Below are 20,952 nucleotides of genomic sequence, written 5' to 3' on the forward strand. Positions count from 1 at the left end.
TGGATGGGCTTATGGCGACAAGGATTTGGCCTGTCAACCGGACAAGATGCGATTTCATGCGGATTATTCAGGGCGCCGACCAGCGAGCGGTATCCAAAGCCCGATGCGGCCGCTATAGCAGGCGCATGAACGATACAAAGAAGCCCGGAACCCCCAAGGACAGCCACTACGCCAAGCTGCGCCGCACATTTCGCGATCAGAAAAGCGGTGGCGCGCCCGCGTTCAGGCCGAAGCGGCCACTGCCGCCCGGCGACAGCGCCCCTGACGGGCTGGTGCGGCTTTATGGCCTGCACACGGTGCGCGCCGCACTCGACAATCCACTGCGCAAGGTCAAGCGCATGCTGGTGACGCGCAACGCCGCCGAGCGGCTGGAGATTGCCGACATCAACGCCCTGCCCTTTGCCACCGAACTGGTCGAGCCCAGGGACATCGACAAGATAACCGGCACCGACGCCGTGCACCAGGGCGTGCTGATCGAAGCAGAGCCGCTGAAGCCCAAGGTGCTTTCGGCGCTCGGCGATTCGCCGCTGATTCTCGTGCTCGACCAGGTGACCGACCCGCACAATGTCGGCGCAATCATGCGTTCGGCCGTGGCTTTCGGCGCCGGCGCGCTGATCACGACGTCGCGCCACAGCCCGCACGAGACCGGCGTGCTCGCCAAGTCAGCCTCCGGCGCGCTCGAACACATCGACCTGATCGAGGTGCGCAACCTCGCCGACGCGCTGGAACAGTTGCACGAGGCGGGATTCCAGACGATCGGCCTCGATTCGGACGGACCGGCAGAGCTGGAAAAGACTTTTTCCGAGAAGAAGGTGGCGCTGGTGCTGGGTGCCGAAGGCAAGGGCCTGCGCCAGAAGACGCGTGAGACCGTGACCTCGCTTGCACGCCTCGACATGCCGGGCGCGATCCGTTCGCTGAACGTCTCGAACGCCGCTGCCGTGTCGCTCTACGCCGCGCGGCTGTGGCTGCGATAGCCGAAGCTTTTTTTCACCTCCAGCCGGCTTGACCTTCCACCTGGCGGAAGCCTTAGTTTCCATGGCGCAACGGAGTTACGCCATGGCCTGCCGCCCCGGACTTTTCGCCTTCCTGTCGGCCCTTATGGCGCTCGGCTCGGCCCTGCCCGTCCCGGCACAGGGAATGAGCGTCGCCGATCTCGCCGGCAAGACGCATATCCATGGGTTGGCCTTCGATCGCGCCGACCCAACCAGCGTGCTGGTCGCCACCCATCACGGGCTGATGAAGGCGGCGGCCGACGGCACGGTTTCACCTGTGTCCGACAGCCGCGACGATTTCATGGGATTTGTGCCGCATCCCAGCGATGCTGCGATCCTGTTCGCCAGCGGGCACCCCCAGTCCGGCGGCAATCTCGGCTTCATCAAGTCGACCGATTCGGGAAAGAGCTGGCAACAGATCGCGCCCGGCATCGACGGGCCGGTCGATTTCCACCAGCTGGCGGTCAGCCCGACAAGCCCCGACGTGCTCTACGGCTCCTACGGCGCGATCCAGACCAGTCGTGACGGCGGCAAGAGCTGGGCGATCGCCGGCGACGGTCCGGCCAAGCTGATCGATCTTGCGGTTTCGCCGGCAGATCCTGACATCGTCTACGCGGCAACCGAAAACGGGTTGATGGTGAGTCGGGATGGCGCCAAAGGCTGGCAACAGCCGATCTTGGCCGGCGAGCCGGTCACCACAGTTGAATTGGCCTCGGACGGCACGATCTATGCTTTCGTGCCGGGGCGCGGCCTGTTGCGCGCTACCGAGGCGGCGCCTGACTTCAAGACGGTGGGCGAAGGTCCCGATCCAGCCGGCTACATCCTGCACCTGGCCCTGGACGCGCAGGCGCCCAACCGCATGGTCGCGGTCACCGGCACCAGCGCCATCGTCGTTTCGAGCGATGCCGGAGCGACATGGTCGGTTCTCGGCAGCAAGTGAAATCGCCCTGCCGAAACGCGGAACGAGCACCAGCGTCGCCGCTGGAGCCCGGTCCTCGACAGTGCTGGGACGATCACGGCGTGGGAACGTTGCGCCGTGGCTTCCCCACCTATGCCGCCTTGCCTTTGGTGTCAGCGGTTTCCGAGCCGACCTCGAAATTCGCCATTCGCTCGAGCGCACGCACCAGCGCCGAGTGATCCTCCTTCGCCCCGCCATTGGCGGCGCAGGAGTTGAACAGCTCCTGCGTCATCGAGGTGTTGGGCAAGGACACGCCGAGCGCCTTGGCGCCCTGAAGCGCCAGGTTGAGGTCTTTCTGGTGCAATTCGATGCGGAAGCCCGGCGCAAAGGTGCGCTTGACCATGCGCTCACCATGCACCTCGAGAATGCGCGAAGCGGCCAGGCCACCCATCAGCGCCTGGCGAACCTTGGCCGGATCCGCACCCGCCTTGGCGGCGAAGACGAGGGCCTCGGCGACAGCCTCGATGGTCAGCGCAACAACGATCTGGTTGGCGACCTTGGTCGTCTGGCCGACGCCATTGGGTCCGACGAGCGTGATGTTCTTGCCCATCTTCTCGAACACTGGGCGGGCGCGCTCGAACGGCTTGTCCTCGCCACCGACCATGATGGTCAGCGACGCGGCCTTGGCGCCGACCTCGCCACCCGACACCGGCGCGTCGAGATAATCGCAGCCGAGCGCATTGATCTTCCTGGCGAACTCCTTGGTCTCGATCGGCGAGATCGAGCTCATGTCAATCACGAGCTTACCCTTGGAAAGGCCTGACGCAACACTGTTTTCGCCGAACAGTACGTCGGCTACCTGCGGCGTATCCGGCACCATCAGGATGACGATGTCAGAAGCCTTGGCCAGCGCCTGGTGTCCGGTGACAGCCTTCAGCCCTTTGCCAACCAGCTCTTTTGGCAGCGCGCCGCGATGGTCGCTGGCAATAACTTCGTAGCCGGCGTCAAGCAGATGGCCAGCCATTGGCGCGCCCATGATACCGAGCCCGACAAATCCGATCTTTTCCATTTTCTCAGTCCTTCAAATTTCGTTCAGGCGGCGGCGCTGCCCTTGTCGGCAAAGCCCGCGAACCAGCCTAGCCCCTCGACCGTACCGGCCTTCGGCTTGTATTCGGCCCCGACCCAGCCGGCGTAGCCGATGCGGTCGAGGTGCTCGTAGAGGAACGGGTAGTTGATCTCGCCGGTGCCCGGCTCGTGGCGGCCGGGATTGTCGGCGAGTTGCACATGGGCGATGCGGGCGAGATTGGCCTCGATGGTGCGGGCCAGATCGCCCTCCATGACCTGCATGTGGTAGATGTCGTATTGCAGGAACAGGTTGTCCGAACCGACCTTGTCGATGATACCAAGCGCCTGGCTGGTGTTGGTCAGGAAGAAGCCCGGAATATCGCGCGTGTTGATCGGCTCGATCAGCAAGCGAATGCCTGCTGCCTTGAGCTTTTCTGCCGCGAAGGCGAGATTTTCGACAAACACTGCCTCGAGCGCCTCGGGAGCCGTGCCGGCAGGCGCAATGCCAGCCAGGCAATTCACCTGTTCGCAGCCCAGCGCATGGGCAAAGGTGATCGCCTTGGCGACGCCCTGGCGGAACTCGTGGATGCGGTCGGGCAGCACGGCGATGCCGCGCTCGCCTGCCGCCCAATCGCCGGGCGGCAGGTTGAACAGCGCCTGGGTCAGGCCGTTCTTCTTGAGGCGCGCGGCAACGACGTCGGGCGCGTGATCGTAAGGTGCGATGTACTCGACGCCCTTGAAGCCGGCACGCGCTGCGGCATCGAAACGGTCGAGGAAATCATGCTCGCCGAAAAGCATCGACAGATTGGCTGAAAACTTTGGCATTGGTCTGTTCCCTGGAAACTCAATCGAGCAGCATGATTGCGGTCGGTGCGTCTTCGTTGCTCTCGGCAAGCTCTTCGAACTCGACGACATTGTCGATCTCGACGCCCATGGAGATGTTGGTGACGCGTTCGAGGATGAACTCGAGGACGACGGGCACCTGGTGCTCCTTCATCAGTTGCCTGGCCTGCTTGAAGGCGGCGGCGAACTCCTCCGGCTTGCGCACGCGGACCGCCTTGCAGCCCATGGCCTCGGCAACCGCGACGTGGTCGACACCATACCCCGCTTCGAGGTCGCCTGAACGATTGATGTTTTCGAACGACAGGCTGACTTCGAAATCCATCGCGAAGCCGCGCTGCGCCTGGCGGATCAGGCCGAGATAGGCGTTGTTCACGACGACGTGGATGTAGGGCAGCTTGTGCTGGGCGCCGACCGCCAGTTCCTCGATCATGAACTGGAAGTCGTAGTCGCCGGACAGAGCGACGATGTCACGGTCCGGATCGGCGGCACGAACACCGAGCGCTGCCGGCAGCGTCCAGCCGAGCGGGCCGGCCTGGCCGCAGTTGATCCAGTTGCGCGGCTTGTAGACGTGCAGGAACTGCGCGCCGGCGATCTGCGACAGGCCGATGGTGGTGACATAGGTGGTGTCGCGGCCGAACGCCTTGTTCATCTCTTCGTAGACGCGCTGCGGCTTGAGCGGCACCTGCTCGAAATGGGTCTTGCGCTTCATCGTCTTCTTGCGGCCCTGGCATTCCTTGGCCCAACCGGACCAGTCGCGCAGCTTGCCCGCGGTCTTCCACTCGGTGGCGACGTCGAGCAGCATCTTCAACGCCGCACCGGCATCCGAGGTCACGCCGAGATCAGGCGCAAAGACGCGGCCGATCTGGGTCGGCTCGATGTCGATATGGATGAACTTGCGGCCGGCGGTATACTTGTCGACCGAGCCGGTGTGGCGGTTGGCCCAGCGGTTGCCGACGCCAAGGACGAAGTCCGAGGCCAGCATCGTCGCATTGCCATAGCGGTGCGAGGTCTGCAGGCCGCACATGCCGGCCATCAGGCGATGGTCATCGGGGATAGCGCCCCAGCCCATCAGGGTGGGAACGACCGGAACGCCGGTGATCTCGGCAAATTCGATGAGCAGGTCCGACGCGTCGGCATTGATGACGCCACCACCAGCGACGATCAGCGGCCTTTCCGCCTCGTTGAGCATCGACAGCGCCTTTTCGGCCTGGGCGCGCGTCATCGCCGGCTTGTGGACCGCGAGCGGCTCATAGGCGTCGATGTCGAATTCGATTTCCGCCAACTGGACGTCGACGGGCAAATCGACAAGCACCGGACCGGGCCGCCCCGAGCGCATCAGGTGGAATGCCTTCTGCAGCGTCATCGGAACCAGGTATGGCTCCATGACGGTGACGGCCCACTTGGTGACGGGGGCGGCGATCGCTGCGATGTCGACCGCCTGGAAATCCTCCTTGTTCAGCCGGGCACGCGGCGCCTGGCCGGTGATGCACAGAATCGGGATCGAGTCTGCGGACGCCGAATAAAGACCGGTGATCATGTCGGTGCCGGCCGGACCCGAGGTGCCGATGCACAGGCCGATGTTGCCGGCCTTGGCGCGAGTATAGCCCTCGGCCATGTGCGAGGCGGCCTCGACGTGACGGGCCAGAACGTGGCGAACGGTACCGCGCGCCTTCAGCGCCGAATACAACGGGTTGATGGCCGCTCCCGGCACACCGAAGGCGCACGAGATGCCTTCCTTCTCGAGAACGAGAACCGCTGCATCGACAGCGCGCATCCTGGCCATGGTCGTACCTCCAACTGGAAACTGATGTTGGCTGATGGTGTCATCGGAGGCGGTATTTTGCAATTTTTTCAAAATATTTTTTCATTCGCAAATACAGGTGATTACTATCTGATTTTGCTTTGGTTTCCATTTTTCGTTGCAAAGCCAGCCAGCTTGTATGAAAAAGTTTTTTGAAGAAATCGCGGAGCAAACGTCATGGCAACGATGGAAAAGCGACAACGCGGGCGGCCTCGCGCATTCCAGCCCAGCCCGGACGCCGGATCGGTGCAGTCGCTCGACCGGGCGCTGCGCATCCTGGCGATCGTCGCGCATGGCGACGGCCTGTCGCTGAGCGAGATTTCAGCGGCCTCCGACCTCGCCGCGGCAACGGCCTATCGCATGCTGACGACCTTGCAGAACCACGGAATGGTCGAGTTCGACGGCGACGGCCAGCTCTGGTCGATCGGGGTCGAGACCTATCGCATGGGGGCGGCCTTCCTGCGCCGGCGCAAGCTCGTCGACCGCGCCCGCACGGTGATGCAGGAGCTGATGGAAAGAACAGGCGAGACCGCCAATCTCGGCGTCGCCGAGGACGATTGCGTGGTCTTCGTCAGCCAGGTCGAGACGCATCAGGCGATCCGCGCCTTCTTCCGGCCGGGCACGCGCAGCCCCTTCCATGCCTCGGGCATCGGCAAGGCGGTGCTTGCCCATCTCGACCGCGAGCGCGTCAACGCCATCGTCCGCAAGGCCGGGCTCGATGCGTATACGGAAAGGACGCTGTCGGAACCGGCGCTGCTTGCCCGCGACCTCGATCAGATCCGCACCCGTGGCTGGTCGGTCGACGACGAAGAGCGCTATCCCGGCATGCGCTGCATCGCCGCCGCAGTGTTCAACGAATTCGGCGAACCCATTGGTGGCGTTTCGGTTTCCGGACCGACGGTGCGCGTGACATCGGAACGCCTCGGCGAAATCGGCCCGATCGTCCGCGACGCGGCGGCGGAGTTGACCCGAATGATCGGTGGCTCGCCCGAAGGCACTGTGCCTGGCCTCTGAAACGGCTTGTGGGAGAAGGGTTGCCCCCTCTCCCTCAGTGTATTTCGGTCTCGACTACAGGCGGCAGTAGCGCAGACGGCCATCATAGCCGACATAGGTGTCGGTACGCGGATCGTAGCTGCGGTAGCGCGCGAAGCAGCGCTGGACATTCGCGTCGTACGGGTCGGCTTCGTAGTAGACGTCATAGTAGGGCGCAGGCGCCGGTCGCGCGCCGCCGGCAATGATGGCACCGGCGATGAACCCGCCGGCCCCGGCGAGTGCTGCGGCCTCGGCCTTGGTCAGGCTGCCTGCCGACGACTGCTGGACGGTGGCAACGAGGCCGGTCGCGACCACGGCGGCGGCAATCAGTCCTGATATCATCTTGCTCTTGAACGACATGGTGCTCTCCTTCGATTGACAAGGGAGGCGATCCATCCGCCTCTTGACCGTCAGTCGCGGCCGCTGGCCAAATGGTTCACGCCGTGGCGAAGAAAGCTCATGGCGCAGCGCCATGAGGCGCGCCGCGGCGCTTGGCTTGACTCGCGCCGCGCAAAATCCGAAGTCAGTTCCATTGGAACGACACGATCGAGCACGCGAACATGAGCCTGCAGTCCGTCAAAGCATTCTTCGCTGAACACGCCCCAGACATCGTGGTGATCGAGACCGCGACCAGCTCGGCAACGGTGGCGCTGGCCGCCGAAGCCCATGGCGTCGAGACCGGCCAGATCGCCAAGACGATCTGCCTGCGCGCCGGCGACCGGGTGATTCTGATCGTCGCCGGCGGTGACGCCCGCATCGACAACCGCAAGTTCCGCGAGGCATTCGGCGGCAAGGCCCGCATGCTCGAGGCCGAACAGGTGGTCGAACTGACCAGCCATCCGATCGGCGGGGTCTGCCCCTTCGGCCTGCCGGCGCCGCTGCCGATCTACTGCGACGCATCGCTGCGCGCCTATGACGAAGTGGTTCCGGCGGCGGGCGCGACAAACGCCGCGGTCAGGATCGGCGTCGGCCGGATGGCGGCGCTCGTTGCTGCCGAATGGTGCGACGTCTGCCAGGACAGCCAGCCCGGCTCGCAAGCAGCGGAATAACAGTCAGCCCTCGCCTGCCCTCGAGGACCGTTGATGTACATGTCCGATATCGAGCGTGCCGCTCGACGCCTTCACTACTATTTCCGCAACATCGCCCGCGATGGCGCACCCCAGGCCTATTTTCGGAGCCGGCTCGAACGCCTCCTCGCCGATTTTTCCGCGGCGGAGGCGCCGGCGCTGTCGCGTCGGCTCAACTACTACAACAAGCTGACGCATGTCCGGCTGCCCGATGGCCTCGCTTCTACCGTCGCCGGCATCCCGATGCGCAGCAGCCGCTACTACTATGATCTCAAGGAGCACGCCCGATACTTTCCGCGGGATTTTCGCCTGAACCATCTGTTCGGCGACATCACCCTGGTTCCCGACGTGCCCGCGATCGTCAAGAGCCGGCCGATTGGCGATGCCAACGAAAACTCGGTGCTGATGAAACTCGACAAGTTTCGACATTTTCGACTGTATCGAGATGACATTGCGTTTGGCGACAAACTTCCCAAGGCCGTATGGCGCGGAAGCGACAACAACCCCAAACGCACGGCCTTGATAGAGCGGTACCAGGGTCACCCCCTCTGCGATGTCGGCCTGAACGGCAGCGACGCATCAGATAGAAGGAGCAGGCCGTTCCTCTCGCCTGTCGACCAGATGCGCTATCGCTACATCATTTCGATCGAAGGCATCGACGTTGCAACCAATCTCAAATGGGTGATGGCAAGCAATTCGCTGTGCATGATGCCCGAACCGGTCTTCGAAACATGGTTCATGGAAGGGGCGCTCGAGCCTGGCAGCCACTATGTCCGGCTCAGGCCGGATTGCGCCGACCTGGAGGAAAAGATCCTCTACTATGAAGCTCATCAGGACGAAGCCAGGGCCATCGTTCAACAAGCCAATGCCCATGTCGCGCAATTCGCCGACGAGACGCGCGAGCGGCAACTTTCGCTTCTGGTGCTTGCCAAATACTTCGCCTTGACCGGACAGCTTGCGCCCGAGGCCAAGATCGCCGCATTGTGGCAGCCGCAAAAGTAGCTTTCGCGCCGGGGCACTCGAAGGAGAGACAAACGGGCTTGGAGATCGCAAAAGCTAGCTAAACGCCTGTGTACTAAGGGACATCGCCTTCTCTCTTCGCAAGAAACGAAAAACCCCGGCGCGAGGCCGGGGTCTATAGTTCGTATCGGATACGCGCCGATTAGAACTTGTAACTCACGCCCACCCGCACGGCGTGGAACTTGGGGTCGTGATCGTAGGTGAAGCCGGGGAATGCCACGGCCGAGAGATTGGAGACATCCCCGAAGTCCGTGTAGCGATACTCCAGCCGGGCCGTCAGGTTGTCGGTGAACGCGTATTCGGCACCGGCACCAACCGTCCAACCGACTTCCGTCGAACTAAAGCTTTCGAAGATCGTTTCAGCCTGCACGTAGGTGTATTCGAGATCGCCGAATGCCACACCGGCGGTGCCATAGATAAGCAGACGCTCGGTCGGAACATAGCCGAGGCGACCCCTGATGGACCCCTGCCAGTTCAAGTCGAAATCGGTGCCGTCAGGTCCAGCGACCCGATAACTCCCGTCAACTGTCGAGAACTCAAGATCGGCTTCCGCGCCGTAGACGAATTGGCCGTTCTGCCAGTTGTAGCCAACGTGAACGCCGCCGATGAAGCCATCGCTGTCAAGGTCTTCATCGAAGCCGGTCGGCACACCGCCGGTGCTCTCGGCCGTGTGGTCGCGGCCCCACTGCCAGCCGCCTTGAAGGCCGATATAGCCGCCGGTCCAGTTGAAGCCAGCGGGAGCAATTTCGGGAGCAGATTCCGTCACGATCACATCGGCCGCGAATGCCGCGCCTGTGGCCGCTACGAGTATGGTGGATGCGAGCAGAAGTGATTTCATGACCATCCCCTAGTCAAAGACGTACAGACGGTAACCCGTTCGCCCTGTGCGGTGAAGTTTCTAAATATCGCTAAAGTTGCAATTTGGGCGCACCGTCACTTTCCTGCAACTGTGCCGCCGCCTTATGGCCGCGAGGGTGCCCGGATAGGGTTAACGCACCGTTTTGACGGCAGTCTCGAAATACCCTGCGGCTCTGGCTGGTCGTACCTGCTGCCTTTGATCGCCGCCTAGGCTAGCTGCGCACTATCCGCATACCCGGACACCGCCCCGATGTCGATTGTCATCGCCGAAGGCTTGGAAGGCCCAGAACCATTTGCCGGCAGTGGGGCCGTGGTCGTGCCGATAGATGCGTCCAACAGAGCCTTTGTAGGACGTGACCTCGGCCGCGAACTCGTTCTCTCGCGGTCCGGTCACGTCTGTCGCCAACAAAGCCGCAGCGGGATCGTTTCGGAGGTGTCGGGTGCGTCAGAAGGCGTGTCAGTGGCCATCCCCGAACGGCATCATCGTCATCAGAATGAAACAAGAACACGTCCTATTGCCGGCTAGACACGACGGAACCCTTTCGCGACCCAGCCTACGATGACGCCAACCACCAACAAGATAGTCGGCAACATGACCATGGCTGTTAGTGCGTTTCGTGCGTCATTGCCTCGCCATATGCGTTTGACTAAGCGATCTGCTTCCTCAAGGCCTTTGTAATAGGCGTCGGGATTTTTCGGATCGTAGGGCTGGACGCCCCCGCCAGAAGCTATCTCGCGGCGGGCCTCCCAGCCATCCGCCATTTCAAACCAAAGAGCAGTTGGTCCCTTCTGCTGCTCCATAACCAGCAACCCCACCCAAAACAGCGAGACCACGATCCATAGCCGCCAGAAACCGCGCCGAAAATTCATGCCATCACCCCGCCTAAGGCTACGGCCGGTCCCTCCAGCGTCGCCGTGGATTTCGCTCCCAAGCTAGCTGTCGCCGCAAATCACCCCAACTGCCATCCAGAGCAAAGCAGCTACGGCAATGATGGCGTGATGCTGTTCGTCCAGCCGCCTAACGCAGGAGGCCCGAGTTCGAACAAGAATGCCCCTGAGGGCAGCCATTTCATCAGTGCAATGACAGCATAGTCACCCGGCAGCATAGCACACACTACGCCCGGCTCCTGCTCCCTACTAATCCGCAGCCGCCTGTCCCACCACCACCCAACTCGGACCCCTTACGCTCTCGTGTAAGAGGACCCCTTTATATCAGAGCGTAGTGGGTAGAGTGGTTACTGGGGGGCGGGCGAGCGGCCACCGGGCCGATCAATGTTCAGGGTCCATTCCACATGACGATGGTCGTAGTTCGGTTGTTCCGCGCTGCTATCGCTGGAGAGCATTGGCAGCTTGCGGTATTTCCCGTCGTTCCAACCATCAATCAAATCATCGATGGCTGCTCTTAGGGCCTCCAGCGCCCGCTTCGCGTTAATGTGGTTCCGTGAGTAGACATCGACCTTGAGGGTCGTAGACATGTTGTCAATCTCGCTAACGCAAACCATCGTCTCTATGTTCCGGTCATCTTGGAAAACTGCTGCTGGGGACGCCATCAATCGTTCCTCCCGTTGATGGCGGGCAGCTTAGCGTCAACGGCATTCCCGATCCATCGGGCCTTGCCCTGACGACCAGTTTGTTTTTGGGAAGGAAGCCAAGCATAGCCGGTCTCTTGGAGCTTGGCCCCCTTGGCACTCTTCCAGATATCCTGAAGGGGCCCGGTCTTCTTCGAAGAAGGCCAAGAGAAACCCCAAAAAGTCAAAAGAGTGCCAAAAAATAGTGTGAGGGGGTCTCCTTCGGGGGGGGGGTGGCCCGCTTCCGCTAGCGGATCAATGGACTGTCGGTCCGCTGTCCGGCAGTTCCCACGACCAATGCCCAGCCATGGTCTTGGTCTCCTTTTTGGGCTGGACGCCCAGTTGCTCCTTGGCGCGCTTGAGGGTCCGCGAGCTGATACCTTCGTCTTCTGCCATCTGCTCGATCTCCCTAGCCGGCACCGGGCCGTCCTTCAGGGTTGCGCGCAAGAAGGCAGTTGCGCGCCCCAATTTGCTCGAACCCTCGGCGTGGCCCTCCTCGACCTCGTGCCGGGGCGTCACCCGCTCCCAACAACTCGCCAGTGCGCGCCGGATGCTATCGGCCGGGCTGGAACGCTACCTGTCGGCTGCGGAGCGTCGTTGGCTCCAAGAAGCCGAAGACGAGAAGGAACCAGACAAATGGCTGTGACAGTCTCAACCAGCATCAGCAACAACGGAACCCAGATCGCCCGATGGGTCGGGGACGCCGGAGCCGGAAACGGACCGGGCGTCATGTTCGGCGCGAACAGCAAGAAGACCGTCCAGCGAGTTTCCGGGTCGGGCACCTTTACGGTCGAGGGCTCGCTTGATGGGGCTACATGGGGCGCGCTCGCCACGGCCATTTCTGCCGTCAACGACGACAACTGCCGCGCGATCCCCGAAAACACGCTCTTCCTCCGCGTGGTCACGGCTTCGGCTGCGGCCACTGTCGTAATCGTCGGGGATCGCGGGTGAGGCCGAGCGCCGCATCCTGCAGAGCTTCCCCAGCGTAACCACCTGATTTGGGATAGCACCGCATGGTGCGGTGCTCTTCACAGGAGTTACGGCAATGGCCGATACTTCCCATACTATGTCCCTGCATCGCATGCGGTTTGGCTACACCGATAAAGCTGGCAATGAGCATCCGCCAGCACGCAATTTTCCCAAACCACTCAATTTCGGAACCGAAAAGCACCCCAAGCCGATGTGGCGTTTGAGCGAGCTTGTAGCTTGGGAAAATAGCCGGCTGAGAATGCTTTTCTGCCTGACACTCGCCACCTAGCAGGCAGTTTTTCTCCCCCACTGATACCGCAAATGGCCCTGCTTCGCCACGAAGCGGGGCTTTTGCTTTGCGCCACGCGCGTTACCCCAGCGCTACCCGTGAAGCGCAGAGTTAAGGTACTACTTTATTATCCATGCATAAGACTTTGGGAAGTGGTGCCCCCGGCAGGAATCGAACCCGCGACCTTCGGTTTACAAAACCGCTGCTCTACCAGCTGAGCTACAAGGGCAATGCGCTCCGGTTAGCATATTTTCGGGCGCAGTAAAGACAATTTCGGACCTGTTTCTTGCGCATTCCCCACCTCTGGCGTGCGAAAGGCCTAAAACTCGCTGTTGCGCTCACTACATCATTGACGAGAGCCGATCAGGCTTGGGGAGGACGATGGATGATCAGGTTTGTCATCTTGGCGGTGGTGGTCCTGGTGGGCTGGCTTGTGATGCTCAAGCTGTACCGCCAGGTGAAGCAACCGCGGCTCGACTGGACCGGCATTGCAGCGATCATCGGCTTCATCGCGCTCGCTTTTTATTTGCGTTACGCCACGGGCTTCGGCTGAGGCTGGTTCTTTGCTTCGCAGGACCATCATGCTAACCCGTTGCCGACGGCCGACATCGGCGTTCGGATCGCTGGCAGGGAATACATGGACGCCAAGTCGCTGACATTTTCATTCGTCTCCTCCGGCACCGCGGAAGCAGATGCCGCAGCCAAGCGTCTGACCAAACGTTATGGCCAGATGCCGGCCGGCCAGGCCGATGTCGTGGTTGCCCTCGGCGGCGACGGCTTTCTTTTGCAGACGCTGCGCGAAACGATGAGCACAGGCAAGCGCGTCTACGGCATGAACCGCGGCACGGTCGGCTTCCTGATGAACGAGTACCGTGAAGACGCCCTGCCCGAGAGGCTGGCGGCTGCGATGGCCGAAACGATCCGCCCGCTCGAGATGGAAACCACGGACAATGCCGGCGAAACCACCCAGGCATTGGCCATCAACGAGGTCTCGCTGCTGCGCCAATCCTACCAGGCGGCGCGCCTGCGCATCACCATCGACGACAAAGTGCGCCTCGACGAGCTGATCTGCGACGGCGTCATGGTGGCGACCCCCGCCGGATCGACAGCCTACAACCTGTCGGCGCATGGCCCGATCCTGCCGCTCGATGCTCCCCTGCTGGCACTGACCCCGGTCAGTCCCTTCCGCCCCCGCCGCTGGCGCGGTGCCTTGCTGCCCAAGACCGCGGTGGTGCGCTTCGACGTGCTGGAGGAGCCCAAGCGACCGGTCAACGCCGTTGCAGACCACACCGAGGTCAAGTCGGTGGTGTCGGTGGTGGTCAAGGAATCGGCCTCGCACACCGCCACGCTGCTGTTCGACGCGGGCCATTCGTGGAGCGAACGCATCCTGGCCGAGCAATTCAAGTACTGACCATCGCGCCACGGGCGCAAGTAATCGGCCGCAATGTCCCGATGAGTGCCAGTTTGAGTTGACAAATCGCAGACTTACGCCTATCGCGTTGCGGCATATTGCAGGCGGTTTGCGCCTGTCGTGGCTAGATCGCCGCGCCCATGAACGAGCAAAGACAGCCAACACACTTGTCCGAAGACATTCAGACCGCTCCAGAAGCGTTGACCTTCGCAGACCTCGGCCTGTCGCCGAAGGTCCTTTCCGCAGTCACCGACGCGGGCTACACCCAGCCCACGCCGATCCAGGCTGGCGCCATTCCGCACGCCTTGCAGGGCAAGGATGTGCTAGGCATCGCCCAAACCGGCACCGGCAAGACGGCCTCATTCGTTCTGCCGATGCTGACGCGACTCGAAAAGGGCCGCGCCCGGGCACGCATGCCGCGTACGCTGATCCTTGAGCCGACGCGCGAACTCGCCGCACAGGTCGAAGAGAACTTCGTCAAGTACGGCAAGAACCATCGCCTCAACATTGCACTGCTGATCGGCGGCGTATCGTTCGACGAACAGGAAAAAAAGCTGGAACGCGGCGCCGATGTGCTGATCGCGACGCCCGGACGCCTGCTCGATCATTTCGAACGTGGCAAGCTCCTGCTTTCGGCCGTCGAGATCCTTGTCATCGACGAAGCGGACCGCATGCTCGACATGGGCTTCATTCCCGACATCGAGCGTATCTGCAAGCTGATCCCGTTCACCCGGCAGACGCTGTTCTTCTCGGCGACCATGCCGCCCGAGATCACCAAGCTGACAGAGCAGTTCCTGCACGCACCGGTTCGCGTCGAGGTCGCCAAGGCCGCTTCCACCGCCACCAACATCACCCAGCGGCTGGCCAAGTCAGGCCCCAAGCCCTGGGACAAGCGTGAGACGCTGCGACGCCTGATCCGCGCCGAGGGCGACGAGATCAAGAACGCGATCATCTTCTGCAACCGCAAGGTCGACGTCTCGGAGCTGTTCCGCTCCCTGGTCAAGCACGACTTCAATGCGGGTGCCCTGCATGGCGACATGGACCAGCGCGCGCGCATGACCATGCTGTCCAACTTCCGCGACGGCAAGCTGCAGTTGCTGGTGGCCTCCGACGTCGCCGCGCGCGGCCTCGACATCCCCGATGTCAGCCACGTATTCAACTACGACGTGCCGATCCACTCGGAAGACTATGTCCACCGCATCGGCCGCACCGGTCGCGCCGGCCGCTCGGGCAAGTCGTTCACCATCGCGACGCGCTCCGACACCAAATATGTCGACGCGATCGAGAAACTGATCGGCCAGAAGATCGAATGGCATGACGGCGATCTTTCCACGGTCGTTGCCAGCGAAGGCGACGACGAGGCGCCGCGTCATGGCCGTGGCAATTCGCGCCGCGGCGGCAAGGAACGTCACGGCAGGGATCGCGACCGCAAGCCGCGTGAAGACACTGCTCCGGTGGCTGAAGCGCAGGCGGCTGCCGAAACCCCTGCTCCTGTCGACAATGTCGTAGCCGACATCGACGAGCGCCGTGTGCGCAAGGAAGCGATCAGGAGCGGCAACGCGGATCGCAAGCCGCGTACCGAGCACGACGACAAGCCGCGTCGCGACGATCGTGGCAACCGCCGCAACAATCGTGACCGCGACGAAGACAACGACCGCACGGTTGGCTTTGGCGACGACATGCCTGCCTTCATGCTGATCGCCACCAACGTCTAGGCGATCTGCTGTCCCTTAAACGAAAAACGGCCCCTTGCGGGGCCGTTTTCTTTTGTGCCGGCAAGCTTGCGATCAGGTCAGCGGCGACAGCTGGATTTCGACGCGGCGGTTCTGGGCGCGCCCTTCAGGCGTCGCGTTCGATGCGATCGGGCGGTCTGCACCAAAGCCGGTCACTGCAAAGCGGCGCGCATCCACGCCCTGACCTTCGAGATAATTGGCGACCGACAGCGCACGGCGCTGCGACAGGTCGAAATTGTGCTGCGCCGAGCCGGTCGAATCGGTGTGGCCGAACACGTCGACGGTGGTCTGCTTGTACTTCTGCAGAACCAGGGCGACCGAATTGAGAGTCTGGTAGAAGGCCGACTTCACCGCGTCCTGGTCGGTGGCAAAGGTGATGTTGGACGGCATGTTCAGGATGATCTGGTCGCCGGCGCGGGTAACGCTGACGCCTGTACCCTGGAGCTGCGCGCGCAGTTCCGATTCCTGCCTGTCCATGTAGCCGCCAGCCAGGCCGCCGGCGAGCGCGCCGACACCGGCGCCAATCAACGCGTTGCGGCGATCGTTGCCGCCGGCGAGCAGGCCAAGGCCCGCACCGGCAAGAGCGCCGATACCCGCGCCGGCTGCAGTATTCGAAACCTTCTGCTGGCCGGTAAACGGATCGGTCGTGCAGGCGCCGACAAACATGCTGGCGGCCAGCACGCCGATTACAGTCTTCTTCATAGGATATTCCCTCTCCGTAGCCGCGAAGCGCAACAATGCTTCGCCCAAATCCCGAGCCCGCCTTGTAGCACGAAATACGGCGAAAAACGGAACAATGCAGCCTGCCGGCGCCCGCCCGGTCGCCAGCCGAAATCGGCTGAAGACCGGGGGCATGCTTGGCGGCTGGATCAGTCGAGATCGGCGACGGCCTGCCCTGCCCCGCCATCGATGCGCTGCGACAGCGATGCTTCCATGAAGTCATCGAGATCGCCGTCGAGAACGTCGGACGGGCTCGTGCTTTCGACGCCGGTGCGCAGATCCTTGACCAGCTGATAGGGCTGGAGAACGTAGGACCGGATCTGGTGGCCCCAACCGATGTCGGTCTTGGCCGATTCCGTTGCGTTGGCGACGGCTTCGCGCTTCTTCAGCTCTTCCTCGTAGAGGCGCGAGCGCAGCATTTCCCAGGCCTTGGCCTTGTTCTTGTGCTGCGAGCGTTCAGCCTGGCAGGCAACGGCAATGCCGGTTGCGATGTGGGTGATGCGAACCGCCGAGTCGGTGGTATTGACGTGCTGTCCACCGGCTCCCGACGAGCGATAGGTATCGATGCGGACATCCGATTCCGAGACGTCGATCTCGATCGAATCGTCGACCACGGGGTAGACCCAGATGCTCGAGAACGAGGTGTGGCGGCGCGCATTGCTGTCGTAAGGCGAGATTCGTACGAGGCGATGCACGCCCGATTCCGTCTTCAGCCAGCCATAGGCGTTGTGGCCCTTGATCAGCAGCGTCGCCGACTTGATGCCAGCTTCTTCGCCGTCATGGACCTCCAGCACCTCGACCTTGAAGCGGCGGCGTTCGGCCCAGCGCGTGTACATGCGCAGCAGCATGTTCGCCCAGTCCTGGCTCTCGGTGCCACCGGCGCCGGCGTGCACTTCGAGATAGGTGTCATTCTGGTCGGCTTCGCCCGACAGCAGCGACTCGATCTGGCGCGCGCGGATCTCGCCCGAAAGCGAGCGAATGGCGGTTTCCGCTTCGCTGATGATGTCAGCGTCGCCTTCTTCCTCGCCCATCTCGATCAGGCCGATGTTGTCGTCGAGCGCCTGGCTCAGGCCCTTGATGGCCTTGATGCTGTCATCGAGCGACTGGCGCTCGCGCATCAATTTCTGGGCTTCCTGCGGGTCGTTCCAAAGGGTTGGATCCTCAGCCCGCATGTTCAGGTAATCAAGTCGTTTTACCGCTTGATCCCAGTCAAAGATGCCTCCTCAGCAGGCTTATGGCCTGCCTGATTTCGTCGACGATGTTCTGCGTTTCCGCGCGCATGGAGATTGCTTCTTTTTGCTTGTTTCGCGCCCGAAGGCGGCTTGTTGAATCCGGGCGGAACATAGGGATGGGGCCGGCCCCTGTAAAGCAAAATGGGCAGGCGCCGCAGCACCCGCCCATCACATTCCGCCGTGTCGCCGCACGGTTAGCCGGCGCAGGCCTGTTCGAGCCTGTCGACCTCTATCTTCGTCATCTGCATCATCGCCTGCATGACCCTGCTGGCCTTGGCGGCATCGGGGTCGTTCAGCAGGCGAGGCAGAGCTTCCGGCACGATCTGCCAGGACAGCCCGAACTTGTCCTTCAGCCAGCCGCACTGCCCGGGCTGGCCGCCGCCGCTGGTCAACCTCTCCCAGTAGTAGTCGACCTCGGCCTGGTCCTTGCAGTCGACTGACATCGAGATCGCCTCGGTGAATTTGAAATGCGGTCCACCATTGAGAGCGATGAAGTGCAGCCCCTCAAGCTCGAACTCGGCGACCATGACCTTGCCGCCCGGCCCCGGCGTCATGCGCCTGACCTTGGAGTTCTTGAACACCGATGCGTAGAAATTGACGGCCTCCTCGGCCTGGCTGTCGAACCACAGGAACGGGCTGATCTTCTGCATCTGTCTCTCCCCTTTTGCCGGTTTCGCCGACGCGAACGTGCCGGCACTGCTGCAAGGACGTACGGCGAACGGCAATCCCGACACGCCGGACAACTATGAAGCAATTTCCATAACAGATACTCTATATAACTTATTGGCTATATACAAGGCAAGCTCCGGCAAAGGCTGCGCTACGGCGGAACCCGGTTGCAACGAAAATGCGCGCGGCCAGGCCGCGCGCATCCGACAGTTTACGGGGATTTCGGCTTGGCCTAGTAGAGGCCGCCGCCGCCTTCGCTGATGGCCTTGCTGGCCTGCGGCGACAGCGCTTCGCCATAACCGTTGCTGCCGTCCTCGCCCATGCCGATGACCCAGTAGCTGTCAGCCGGGCCGGTGCCGGGCTTGAAGGCCTCGAGGATCGTGCCGGGCGCACCTTCCCCGGCCTGCATGCCGGTCTTGCGGTCGATGGAGATCAGCTTCATGCCCTCCGGCACGACGAAATCGGCCTTCGGTACGCCCTGCATGGCAATCGTCATGAAGTCCTTGAACACCGGAGCCGCGAGACCGCCACCGGTCGTGCCCTTGCCCAGGCCTTGCGGCTTGTCGTAGCCGAGATAGAGGCCGACGACGAGGTTCGGCGTGTAGCCGACGAACCAGGCGTCCTTTTCGTCGTTGGTCGTGCCGGTCTTGCCGGCAACCGGGCGGCCAAGCTCCTGCAACGTCGTGGCGGTGCCGCGCAAGACAACCCCTTCCAGCATCGAAGTGATCTGATAGGCAGTCATGGGATCGAGCACCTGCTCGGAATTGTCGACCAGTTCCGGTTCGGGCTGATTGGCCCATTCGGTGGCGACGCAACCTTCACAGCCGCGCTCGTCATGCTTGAACACGGTCTTGCCGTAGCGGTCCTGGATACGATCGATCAGCGACGGCTTGATCTGCCGGCCGCCATTGGCCATCACGGAATAGGCCGAGACCATGCGCATGACGGTGGTTTCGCCCGCGCCCAGCGCCATCGGCAGATAGGGCGCCAGCTTGTCGTAGACGCCAAAGCGCTCGGCATATTCGGCAACCGTCTTCATGCCCATGTCGTTGGCGAGGCGCACTGTCATCAGGTTGCGCGAGCGCTCGATGCCGGCGCGCAGCGTCGAGGGACCGGCTGCCTTGCCGTCATAGTTCTTGGGCGACCATGTGGTGTTGCCCGACTGGATGGTGATCGGGCCGTCCATGATGACAGAAGCCGGAGTGTAGCCATTGTCGAGAGCAGCCGCGTAGACGAACGGCTTGAACGCCGAGCCGGGCTGGCGCATCGCCTGGGTCGCGCGGTTGAACTCCGACTGCGAGAAGGAGAAGCCGCCGACCATGGCGAGCACGCGGCCGGTGTGCGGATCCATGGCGATCATGCCACCGGAAACCTCGGGCACCTGGCGGAGCGCATAACCGCCGCCCTCTGCATTCTTTTCGACGAAGACAACGTCGCCGGGCTTCAGTACTTCGGAAGGCGAGTTGGCCTTGACGCGCTTGCCGTCGACGACATGGCGCATGGCGAAACTCATGTCATCCTTGGAAACGGAGGCTTCGTCGCGATCCTTGGACAGCGCGCCGGAAACCTCACGCCTGGGCTGCAGGCCGATGCGCAGACCGGTCTTGGAGCTGTCGAGAACAACCGCGAGCTGCCACTCGGGCACGTCGTCCAGCCCCTTGACCTCGCCCAACTGGACGCCCCAGTCGCCGGAAACGTCGATGCTCTTGACCGGGCCACGATAGCCGCGCAGGCGGTCGTATTTCAGCAGGCCCGACTGCATCGACTTGCGCGCCATCGCCTGCATCTTGGGATCGAGCGTGGTACGCACCGACAGGCCGCCCTCGTAGAGCGCGTTCTGGCCATAGCGCGCGATCAGTTCGCGACGAACTTCTTCGGTGAAGTATTCGCCGGCGAAGACATAGTTGCCGGTGCGGCGCGGGGTGACGCCGAGCGGCGAAGCCTTGGCCTTGTCGCCTTCCTCGCGCGACACGTAGCCGTTCACCACCATCTGGTCGATGACCCAGTTGCGGCGCTCGATCGCGCGATCGGCATAGCGGAACGGATGGTAGTTGGACGGACCCTTGGGCAGCGAAGCGAGATAGGCGGCTTCCGCAACGGTCAGTTCGTTGACCGACTTGTCATAATAGGTCAGGGCCGCGCCGGCGATGCCGTAGGCGCCGAGACCGAAGAAAATCTCATTGAGATAGAGCTCGAGGATACGATCCTTCGAATAGGCCTGCTCGATGCGGAAGGCCAGGATCATTTCCTTGATCTTGCGCTCGTAGGTCTGGTCGGCGGTCAACAGGAAGTTCTTCGCCACCTGCTGGGTGATCGTCGAGGCGCCAACCTGGCGGCGGCCCGAGCCGGCGTTCTGGAAATTGGTCAGAACGGCGCGACCGAGACCGGTCACATCGATGCCGGGATGGTTGTAGAAATTCTTGTCTTCGGCCGAAAGGAAGGCCGCCTTGACCCGGTCGGGAACGGCCTGGATCGGCAGATAAAGCCGGCGCTCGCGGGCGAACTCGCCCATCAGCGCGCCATCGGAAGCATGAATGCGGGTGGTGACCGGGGGCTCGTATTTGGCGAGCACCTCGTAGTCGGGAAGCTCCTTGGTCAGCTGGCCGACATAGATCGCCACGCCCGCCGCCACAATCAGCGCAAGGGTCGTGCCGATGCCGAAGAAATAGCCGATAAGACGAATCATGCCCGCTCCAGTCGTAGGTTCGGGGATTCCCTAAACAAACCCGCCACCTTCGCAAGCCGCAGGAACCGTCCCGATCCGCAATCGGCCACCCATGTCGTG

The 20,952-nt window shown here is 62.5% G+C and carries 23 protein-coding genes and 1 tRNA gene; 11 read left to right on the forward strand and 13 right to left on the reverse strand.

The genetic code is table 11. The features are described 5' to 3' along the window. Positions 1-125: 125 nt before the first annotated feature. The gene (gene rlmB / locus PCJ21_RS02655; protein WP_269929837.1) at positions 126-974 is read left to right on the forward strand and encodes a 23S rRNA (guanosine(2251)-2'-O)-methyltransferase RlmB; all 849 of its coding nucleotides are present in this window, start codon (positions 126-128) and stop codon (positions 972-974) included. Positions 975-1,056: 82 nt separating this feature from the next. Further along, entirely contained in the window at positions 1,057-1,932 is an 876-nt protein-coding gene (locus tag PCJ21_RS02660) for a WD40/YVTN/BNR-like repeat-containing protein (RefSeq protein WP_269929838.1), read from the forward strand. A gap of 109 nt (positions 1,933-2,041) precedes the next feature. Here the strand turns inward: PCJ21_RS02660 and PCJ21_RS02665 are convergent, their stop codons facing one another. From PCJ21_RS02665 to gcl, 3 genes are read right to left on the reverse strand one after another with little or no spacing between them, the layout of a single operon-like run. Next, positions 2,042-2,959 (reverse strand): 2-hydroxy-3-oxopropionate reductase, encoded by a 918-nt coding sequence (locus PCJ21_RS02665; protein WP_269929839.1) that lies wholly within the window; start codon positions 2,957-2,959, stop codon positions 2,042-2,044. A gap of 23 nt (positions 2,960-2,982) precedes the next feature. Then, positions 2,983-3,780: a hydroxypyruvate isomerase gene (gene hyi, locus PCJ21_RS02670; RefSeq protein WP_269929840.1), complete on the reverse strand. Its 798-nt coding sequence runs from the start codon at positions 3,778-3,780 to the stop codon at positions 2,983-2,985. Between the two features lie 19 nt (positions 3,781-3,799). Beyond that, positions 3,800-5,581, reverse strand: coding sequence for a glyoxylate carboligase (gcl, locus tag PCJ21_RS02675; protein ID WP_269929841.1), 1,782 nt, complete (start codon positions 5,579-5,581; stop codon positions 3,800-3,802). A 27-nt stretch (positions 5,582-5,608) separates the two neighbouring features. Here gcl and PCJ21_RS02680 point away from each other — a divergent pair, with 27 nt between their 5' ends. Then, positions 5,609-5,755: a hypothetical protein gene (locus PCJ21_RS02680; protein ID WP_269929842.1), complete on the forward strand. Its 147-nt coding sequence runs from the start codon at positions 5,609-5,611 to the stop codon at positions 5,753-5,755. 21 nt (positions 5,756-5,776) lie between these two features. Continuing rightward, positions 5,777-6,613, forward strand: a complete 837-nt coding sequence (gene bhcR / locus PCJ21_RS02685; protein ID WP_269929843.1) for an HTH-type transcriptional regulator BhcR — start codon at positions 5,777-5,779, stop codon at positions 6,611-6,613. 54 nt (positions 6,614-6,667) lie between these two features. Here bhcR and PCJ21_RS02690 read toward each other — a convergent pair whose 3' ends face one another. Next, the gene (locus tag PCJ21_RS02690; RefSeq protein WP_269929844.1) at positions 6,668-6,991 is read right to left on the reverse strand and encodes a BA14K family protein; all 324 of its coding nucleotides are present in this window, start codon (positions 6,989-6,991) and stop codon (positions 6,668-6,670) included. Positions 6,992-7,191: 200 nt separating this feature from the next. On the opposite strand from PCJ21_RS02690, the gene PCJ21_RS02695 reads away from it, so the two are divergent. Further along, positions 7,192-7,680 (forward strand): YbaK/EbsC family protein, encoded by a 489-nt coding sequence (locus PCJ21_RS02695; protein WP_269929845.1) that lies wholly within the window; start codon positions 7,192-7,194, stop codon positions 7,678-7,680. A 33-nt stretch (positions 7,681-7,713) separates the two neighbouring features. After that, a complete protein-coding gene (locus PCJ21_RS02700) occupies positions 7,714-8,700 on the forward strand; it encodes a glycosyl transferase family 90 (RefSeq protein WP_269929846.1) in 987 nt (328 codons plus the stop codon). Positions 8,701-8,860: 160 nt separating this feature from the next. Here the strand turns inward: PCJ21_RS02700 and PCJ21_RS02705 are convergent, their stop codons facing one another. The 4 genes from PCJ21_RS02705 to PCJ21_RS02720 all read right to left on the reverse strand — a co-directional run bounded on the left by PCJ21_RS02705 (position 8,861) and on the right by PCJ21_RS02720 (position 11,540). Next, positions 8,861-9,556, reverse strand: a complete 696-nt coding sequence (locus tag PCJ21_RS02705; RefSeq protein WP_269929847.1) for an outer membrane protein — start codon at positions 9,554-9,556, stop codon at positions 8,861-8,863. A gap of 542 nt (positions 9,557-10,098) precedes the next feature. After that, positions 10,099-10,446, reverse strand: a complete 348-nt coding sequence (locus tag PCJ21_RS02710; RefSeq protein WP_269929848.1) for a hypothetical protein — start codon at positions 10,444-10,446, stop codon at positions 10,099-10,101. Between the two features lie 365 nt (positions 10,447-10,811). Further along, positions 10,812-11,051, reverse strand: coding sequence for a hypothetical protein (locus PCJ21_RS02715; RefSeq protein ID WP_269929849.1), 240 nt, complete (start codon positions 11,049-11,051; stop codon positions 10,812-10,814). A gap of 348 nt (positions 11,052-11,399) precedes the next feature. Continuing rightward, positions 11,400-11,540, reverse strand: coding sequence for a hypothetical protein (locus PCJ21_RS02720; protein WP_269929850.1), 141 nt, complete (start codon positions 11,538-11,540; stop codon positions 11,400-11,402). 240 nt (positions 11,541-11,780) lie between these two features. Between PCJ21_RS02720 and PCJ21_RS02725 the strand changes: the two genes are divergently transcribed. Beyond that, the gene (locus PCJ21_RS02725) at positions 11,781-12,095 is read left to right on the forward strand and encodes a hypothetical protein (RefSeq protein ID WP_269929851.1); all 315 of its coding nucleotides are present in this window, start codon (positions 11,781-11,783) and stop codon (positions 12,093-12,095) included. A 94-nt stretch (positions 12,096-12,189) separates the two neighbouring features. Beyond that, the gene (locus tag PCJ21_RS02730; RefSeq protein WP_269929852.1) at positions 12,190-12,402 is read left to right on the forward strand and encodes a hypothetical protein; all 213 of its coding nucleotides are present in this window, start codon (positions 12,190-12,192) and stop codon (positions 12,400-12,402) included. A gap of 153 nt (positions 12,403-12,555) precedes the next feature. Here the strand turns inward: PCJ21_RS02730 and PCJ21_RS02735 are convergent. Further along, positions 12,556-12,631 (reverse strand) — tRNA-Thr (locus tag PCJ21_RS02735). Between the two features lie 156 nt (positions 12,632-12,787). Between PCJ21_RS02735 and PCJ21_RS02740 the strand changes: the two genes are divergently transcribed. The 3 genes from PCJ21_RS02740 (at position 12,788) to PCJ21_RS02750 (ending at position 15,528) form a co-directional block, all read left to right on the forward strand. After that, positions 12,788-12,955 carry a hypothetical protein gene (locus PCJ21_RS02740; RefSeq protein WP_269929853.1) on the forward strand — a complete coding sequence of 56 codons (168 nt, stop codon included), beginning with the start codon at positions 12,788-12,790 and terminating at the stop codon, positions 12,953-12,955. 84 nt (positions 12,956-13,039) lie between these two features. Continuing rightward, positions 13,040-13,813 carry an NAD kinase gene (locus tag PCJ21_RS02745; protein WP_269929854.1) on the forward strand — a complete coding sequence of 258 codons (774 nt, stop codon included), beginning with the start codon at positions 13,040-13,042 and terminating at the stop codon, positions 13,811-13,813. 140 nt (positions 13,814-13,953) lie between these two features. Next, positions 13,954-15,528: a DEAD/DEAH box helicase gene (locus PCJ21_RS02750; RefSeq protein WP_269929855.1), complete on the forward strand. Its 1,575-nt coding sequence runs from the start codon at positions 13,954-13,956 to the stop codon at positions 15,526-15,528. 72 nt (positions 15,529-15,600) lie between these two features. Here the strand turns inward: PCJ21_RS02750 and PCJ21_RS02755 are convergent, their stop codons facing one another. The 4 genes from PCJ21_RS02755 to PCJ21_RS02770 all read right to left on the reverse strand — a co-directional run bounded on the left by PCJ21_RS02755 (position 15,601) and on the right by PCJ21_RS02770 (position 20,853). Further along, the gene (locus PCJ21_RS02755; protein WP_269929856.1) at positions 15,601-16,248 is read right to left on the reverse strand and encodes an OmpA family protein; all 648 of its coding nucleotides are present in this window, start codon (positions 16,246-16,248) and stop codon (positions 15,601-15,603) included. Positions 16,249-16,415: 167 nt separating this feature from the next. Further along, a protein-coding gene (gene prfB / locus PCJ21_RS02760) for a peptide chain release factor 2 (protein WP_269929857.1) occupies positions 16,416-17,547 on the reverse strand; the annotation gives its coding sequence in 2 pieces (ribosomal slippage) (positions 16,416-17,480 and positions 17,482-17,547; 1,131 coding nt in all). Positions 17,548-17,692: 145 nt separating this feature from the next. Next, entirely contained in the window at positions 17,693-18,148 is a 456-nt protein-coding gene (locus tag PCJ21_RS02765; RefSeq protein ID WP_269929858.1) for a VOC family protein, read from the reverse strand. A 251-nt stretch (positions 18,149-18,399) separates the two neighbouring features. Further along, on the reverse strand, positions 18,400-20,853 hold the full coding sequence (locus PCJ21_RS02770; RefSeq protein WP_269929859.1) for a penicillin-binding protein 1A: 2,454 nt from the start codon (positions 20,851-20,853) through the stop codon (positions 18,400-18,402). Between the last annotated feature and the right edge of the window lie 99 nt (positions 20,854-20,952).

The sequence above is a fragment of the Aminobacter sp. HY435 genome, from assembly GCF_027568395.1.
Classification (GTDB): domain Bacteria; phylum Pseudomonadota; class Alphaproteobacteria; order Rhizobiales; family Rhizobiaceae; genus Aminobacter.

Excerpts from the sequence above, each read along its gene's own strand:
- PCJ21_RS02750 (WP_269929855.1), top strand. The coding sequence starts at position 13,954 with ATGAACGAGCAAAGACAGCCAACACACTTGTCCGAAGACATTCAGACC.
- hyi (WP_269929840.1), bottom strand. The coding sequence starts at position 3,780 with ATGCCAAAGTTTTCAGCCAATCTGTCGATGCTTTTCGGCGAGCATGAT.
- PCJ21_RS02765 (WP_269929858.1), bottom strand. The coding sequence starts at position 18,148 with ATGCAGAAGATCAGCCCGTTCCTGTGGTTCGACAGCCAGGCCGAGGAG.
- PCJ21_RS02720 (WP_269929850.1), bottom strand. The coding sequence starts at position 11,540 with ATGGCAGAAGACGAAGGTATCAGCTCGCGGACCCTCAAGCGCGCCAAG.
- PCJ21_RS02700 (WP_269929846.1), top strand. The coding sequence starts at position 7,714 with ATGTACATGTCCGATATCGAGCGTGCCGCTCGACGCCTTCACTACTAT.
- bhcR (WP_269929843.1), top strand. The coding sequence starts at position 5,777 with ATGGCAACGATGGAAAAGCGACAACGCGGGCGGCCTCGCGCATTCCAG.
- PCJ21_RS02745 (WP_269929854.1), top strand. The coding sequence starts at position 13,040 with ATGGACGCCAAGTCGCTGACATTTTCATTCGTCTCCTCCGGCACCGCG.
- PCJ21_RS02695 (WP_269929845.1), top strand. The coding sequence starts at position 7,192 with ATGAGCCTGCAGTCCGTCAAAGCATTCTTCGCTGAACACGCCCCAGAC.
- PCJ21_RS02705 (WP_269929847.1), bottom strand. The coding sequence starts at position 9,556 with ATGAAATCACTTCTGCTCGCATCCACCATACTCGTAGCGGCCACAGGC.
- PCJ21_RS02755 (WP_269929856.1), bottom strand. The coding sequence starts at position 16,248 with ATGAAGAAGACTGTAATCGGCGTGCTGGCCGCCAGCATGTTTGTCGGC.
- gcl (WP_269929841.1), bottom strand. The coding sequence starts at position 5,581 with ATGGCCAGGATGCGCGCTGTCGATGCAGCGGTTCTCGTTCTCGAGAAG.
- PCJ21_RS02660 (WP_269929838.1), top strand. The coding sequence starts at position 1,057 with ATGGCCTGCCGCCCCGGACTTTTCGCCTTCCTGTCGGCCCTTATGGCG.
- PCJ21_RS02665 (WP_269929839.1), bottom strand. The coding sequence starts at position 2,959 with ATGGAAAAGATCGGATTTGTCGGGCTCGGTATCATGGGCGCGCCAATG.
- PCJ21_RS02715 (WP_269929849.1), bottom strand. The coding sequence starts at position 11,051 with ATGTCTACGACCCTCAAGGTCGATGTCTACTCACGGAACCACATTAAC.
- PCJ21_RS02710 (WP_269929848.1), bottom strand. The coding sequence starts at position 10,446 with ATGAATTTTCGGCGCGGTTTCTGGCGGCTATGGATCGTGGTCTCGCTG.
- PCJ21_RS02770 (WP_269929859.1), bottom strand. The coding sequence starts at position 20,853 with ATGATTCGTCTTATCGGCTATTTCTTCGGCATCGGCACGACCCTTGCG.
- rlmB (WP_269929837.1), top strand. The coding sequence starts at position 126 with ATGAACGATACAAAGAAGCCCGGAACCCCCAAGGACAGCCACTACGCC.
- PCJ21_RS02740 (WP_269929853.1), top strand. The coding sequence starts at position 12,788 with ATGATCAGGTTTGTCATCTTGGCGGTGGTGGTCCTGGTGGGCTGGCTT.
- PCJ21_RS02725 (WP_269929851.1), top strand. The coding sequence starts at position 11,781 with ATGGCTGTGACAGTCTCAACCAGCATCAGCAACAACGGAACCCAGATC.
- PCJ21_RS02730 (WP_269929852.1), top strand. The coding sequence starts at position 12,190 with ATGGCCGATACTTCCCATACTATGTCCCTGCATCGCATGCGGTTTGGC.
- PCJ21_RS02690 (WP_269929844.1), bottom strand. The coding sequence starts at position 6,991 with ATGTCGTTCAAGAGCAAGATGATATCAGGACTGATTGCCGCCGCCGTG.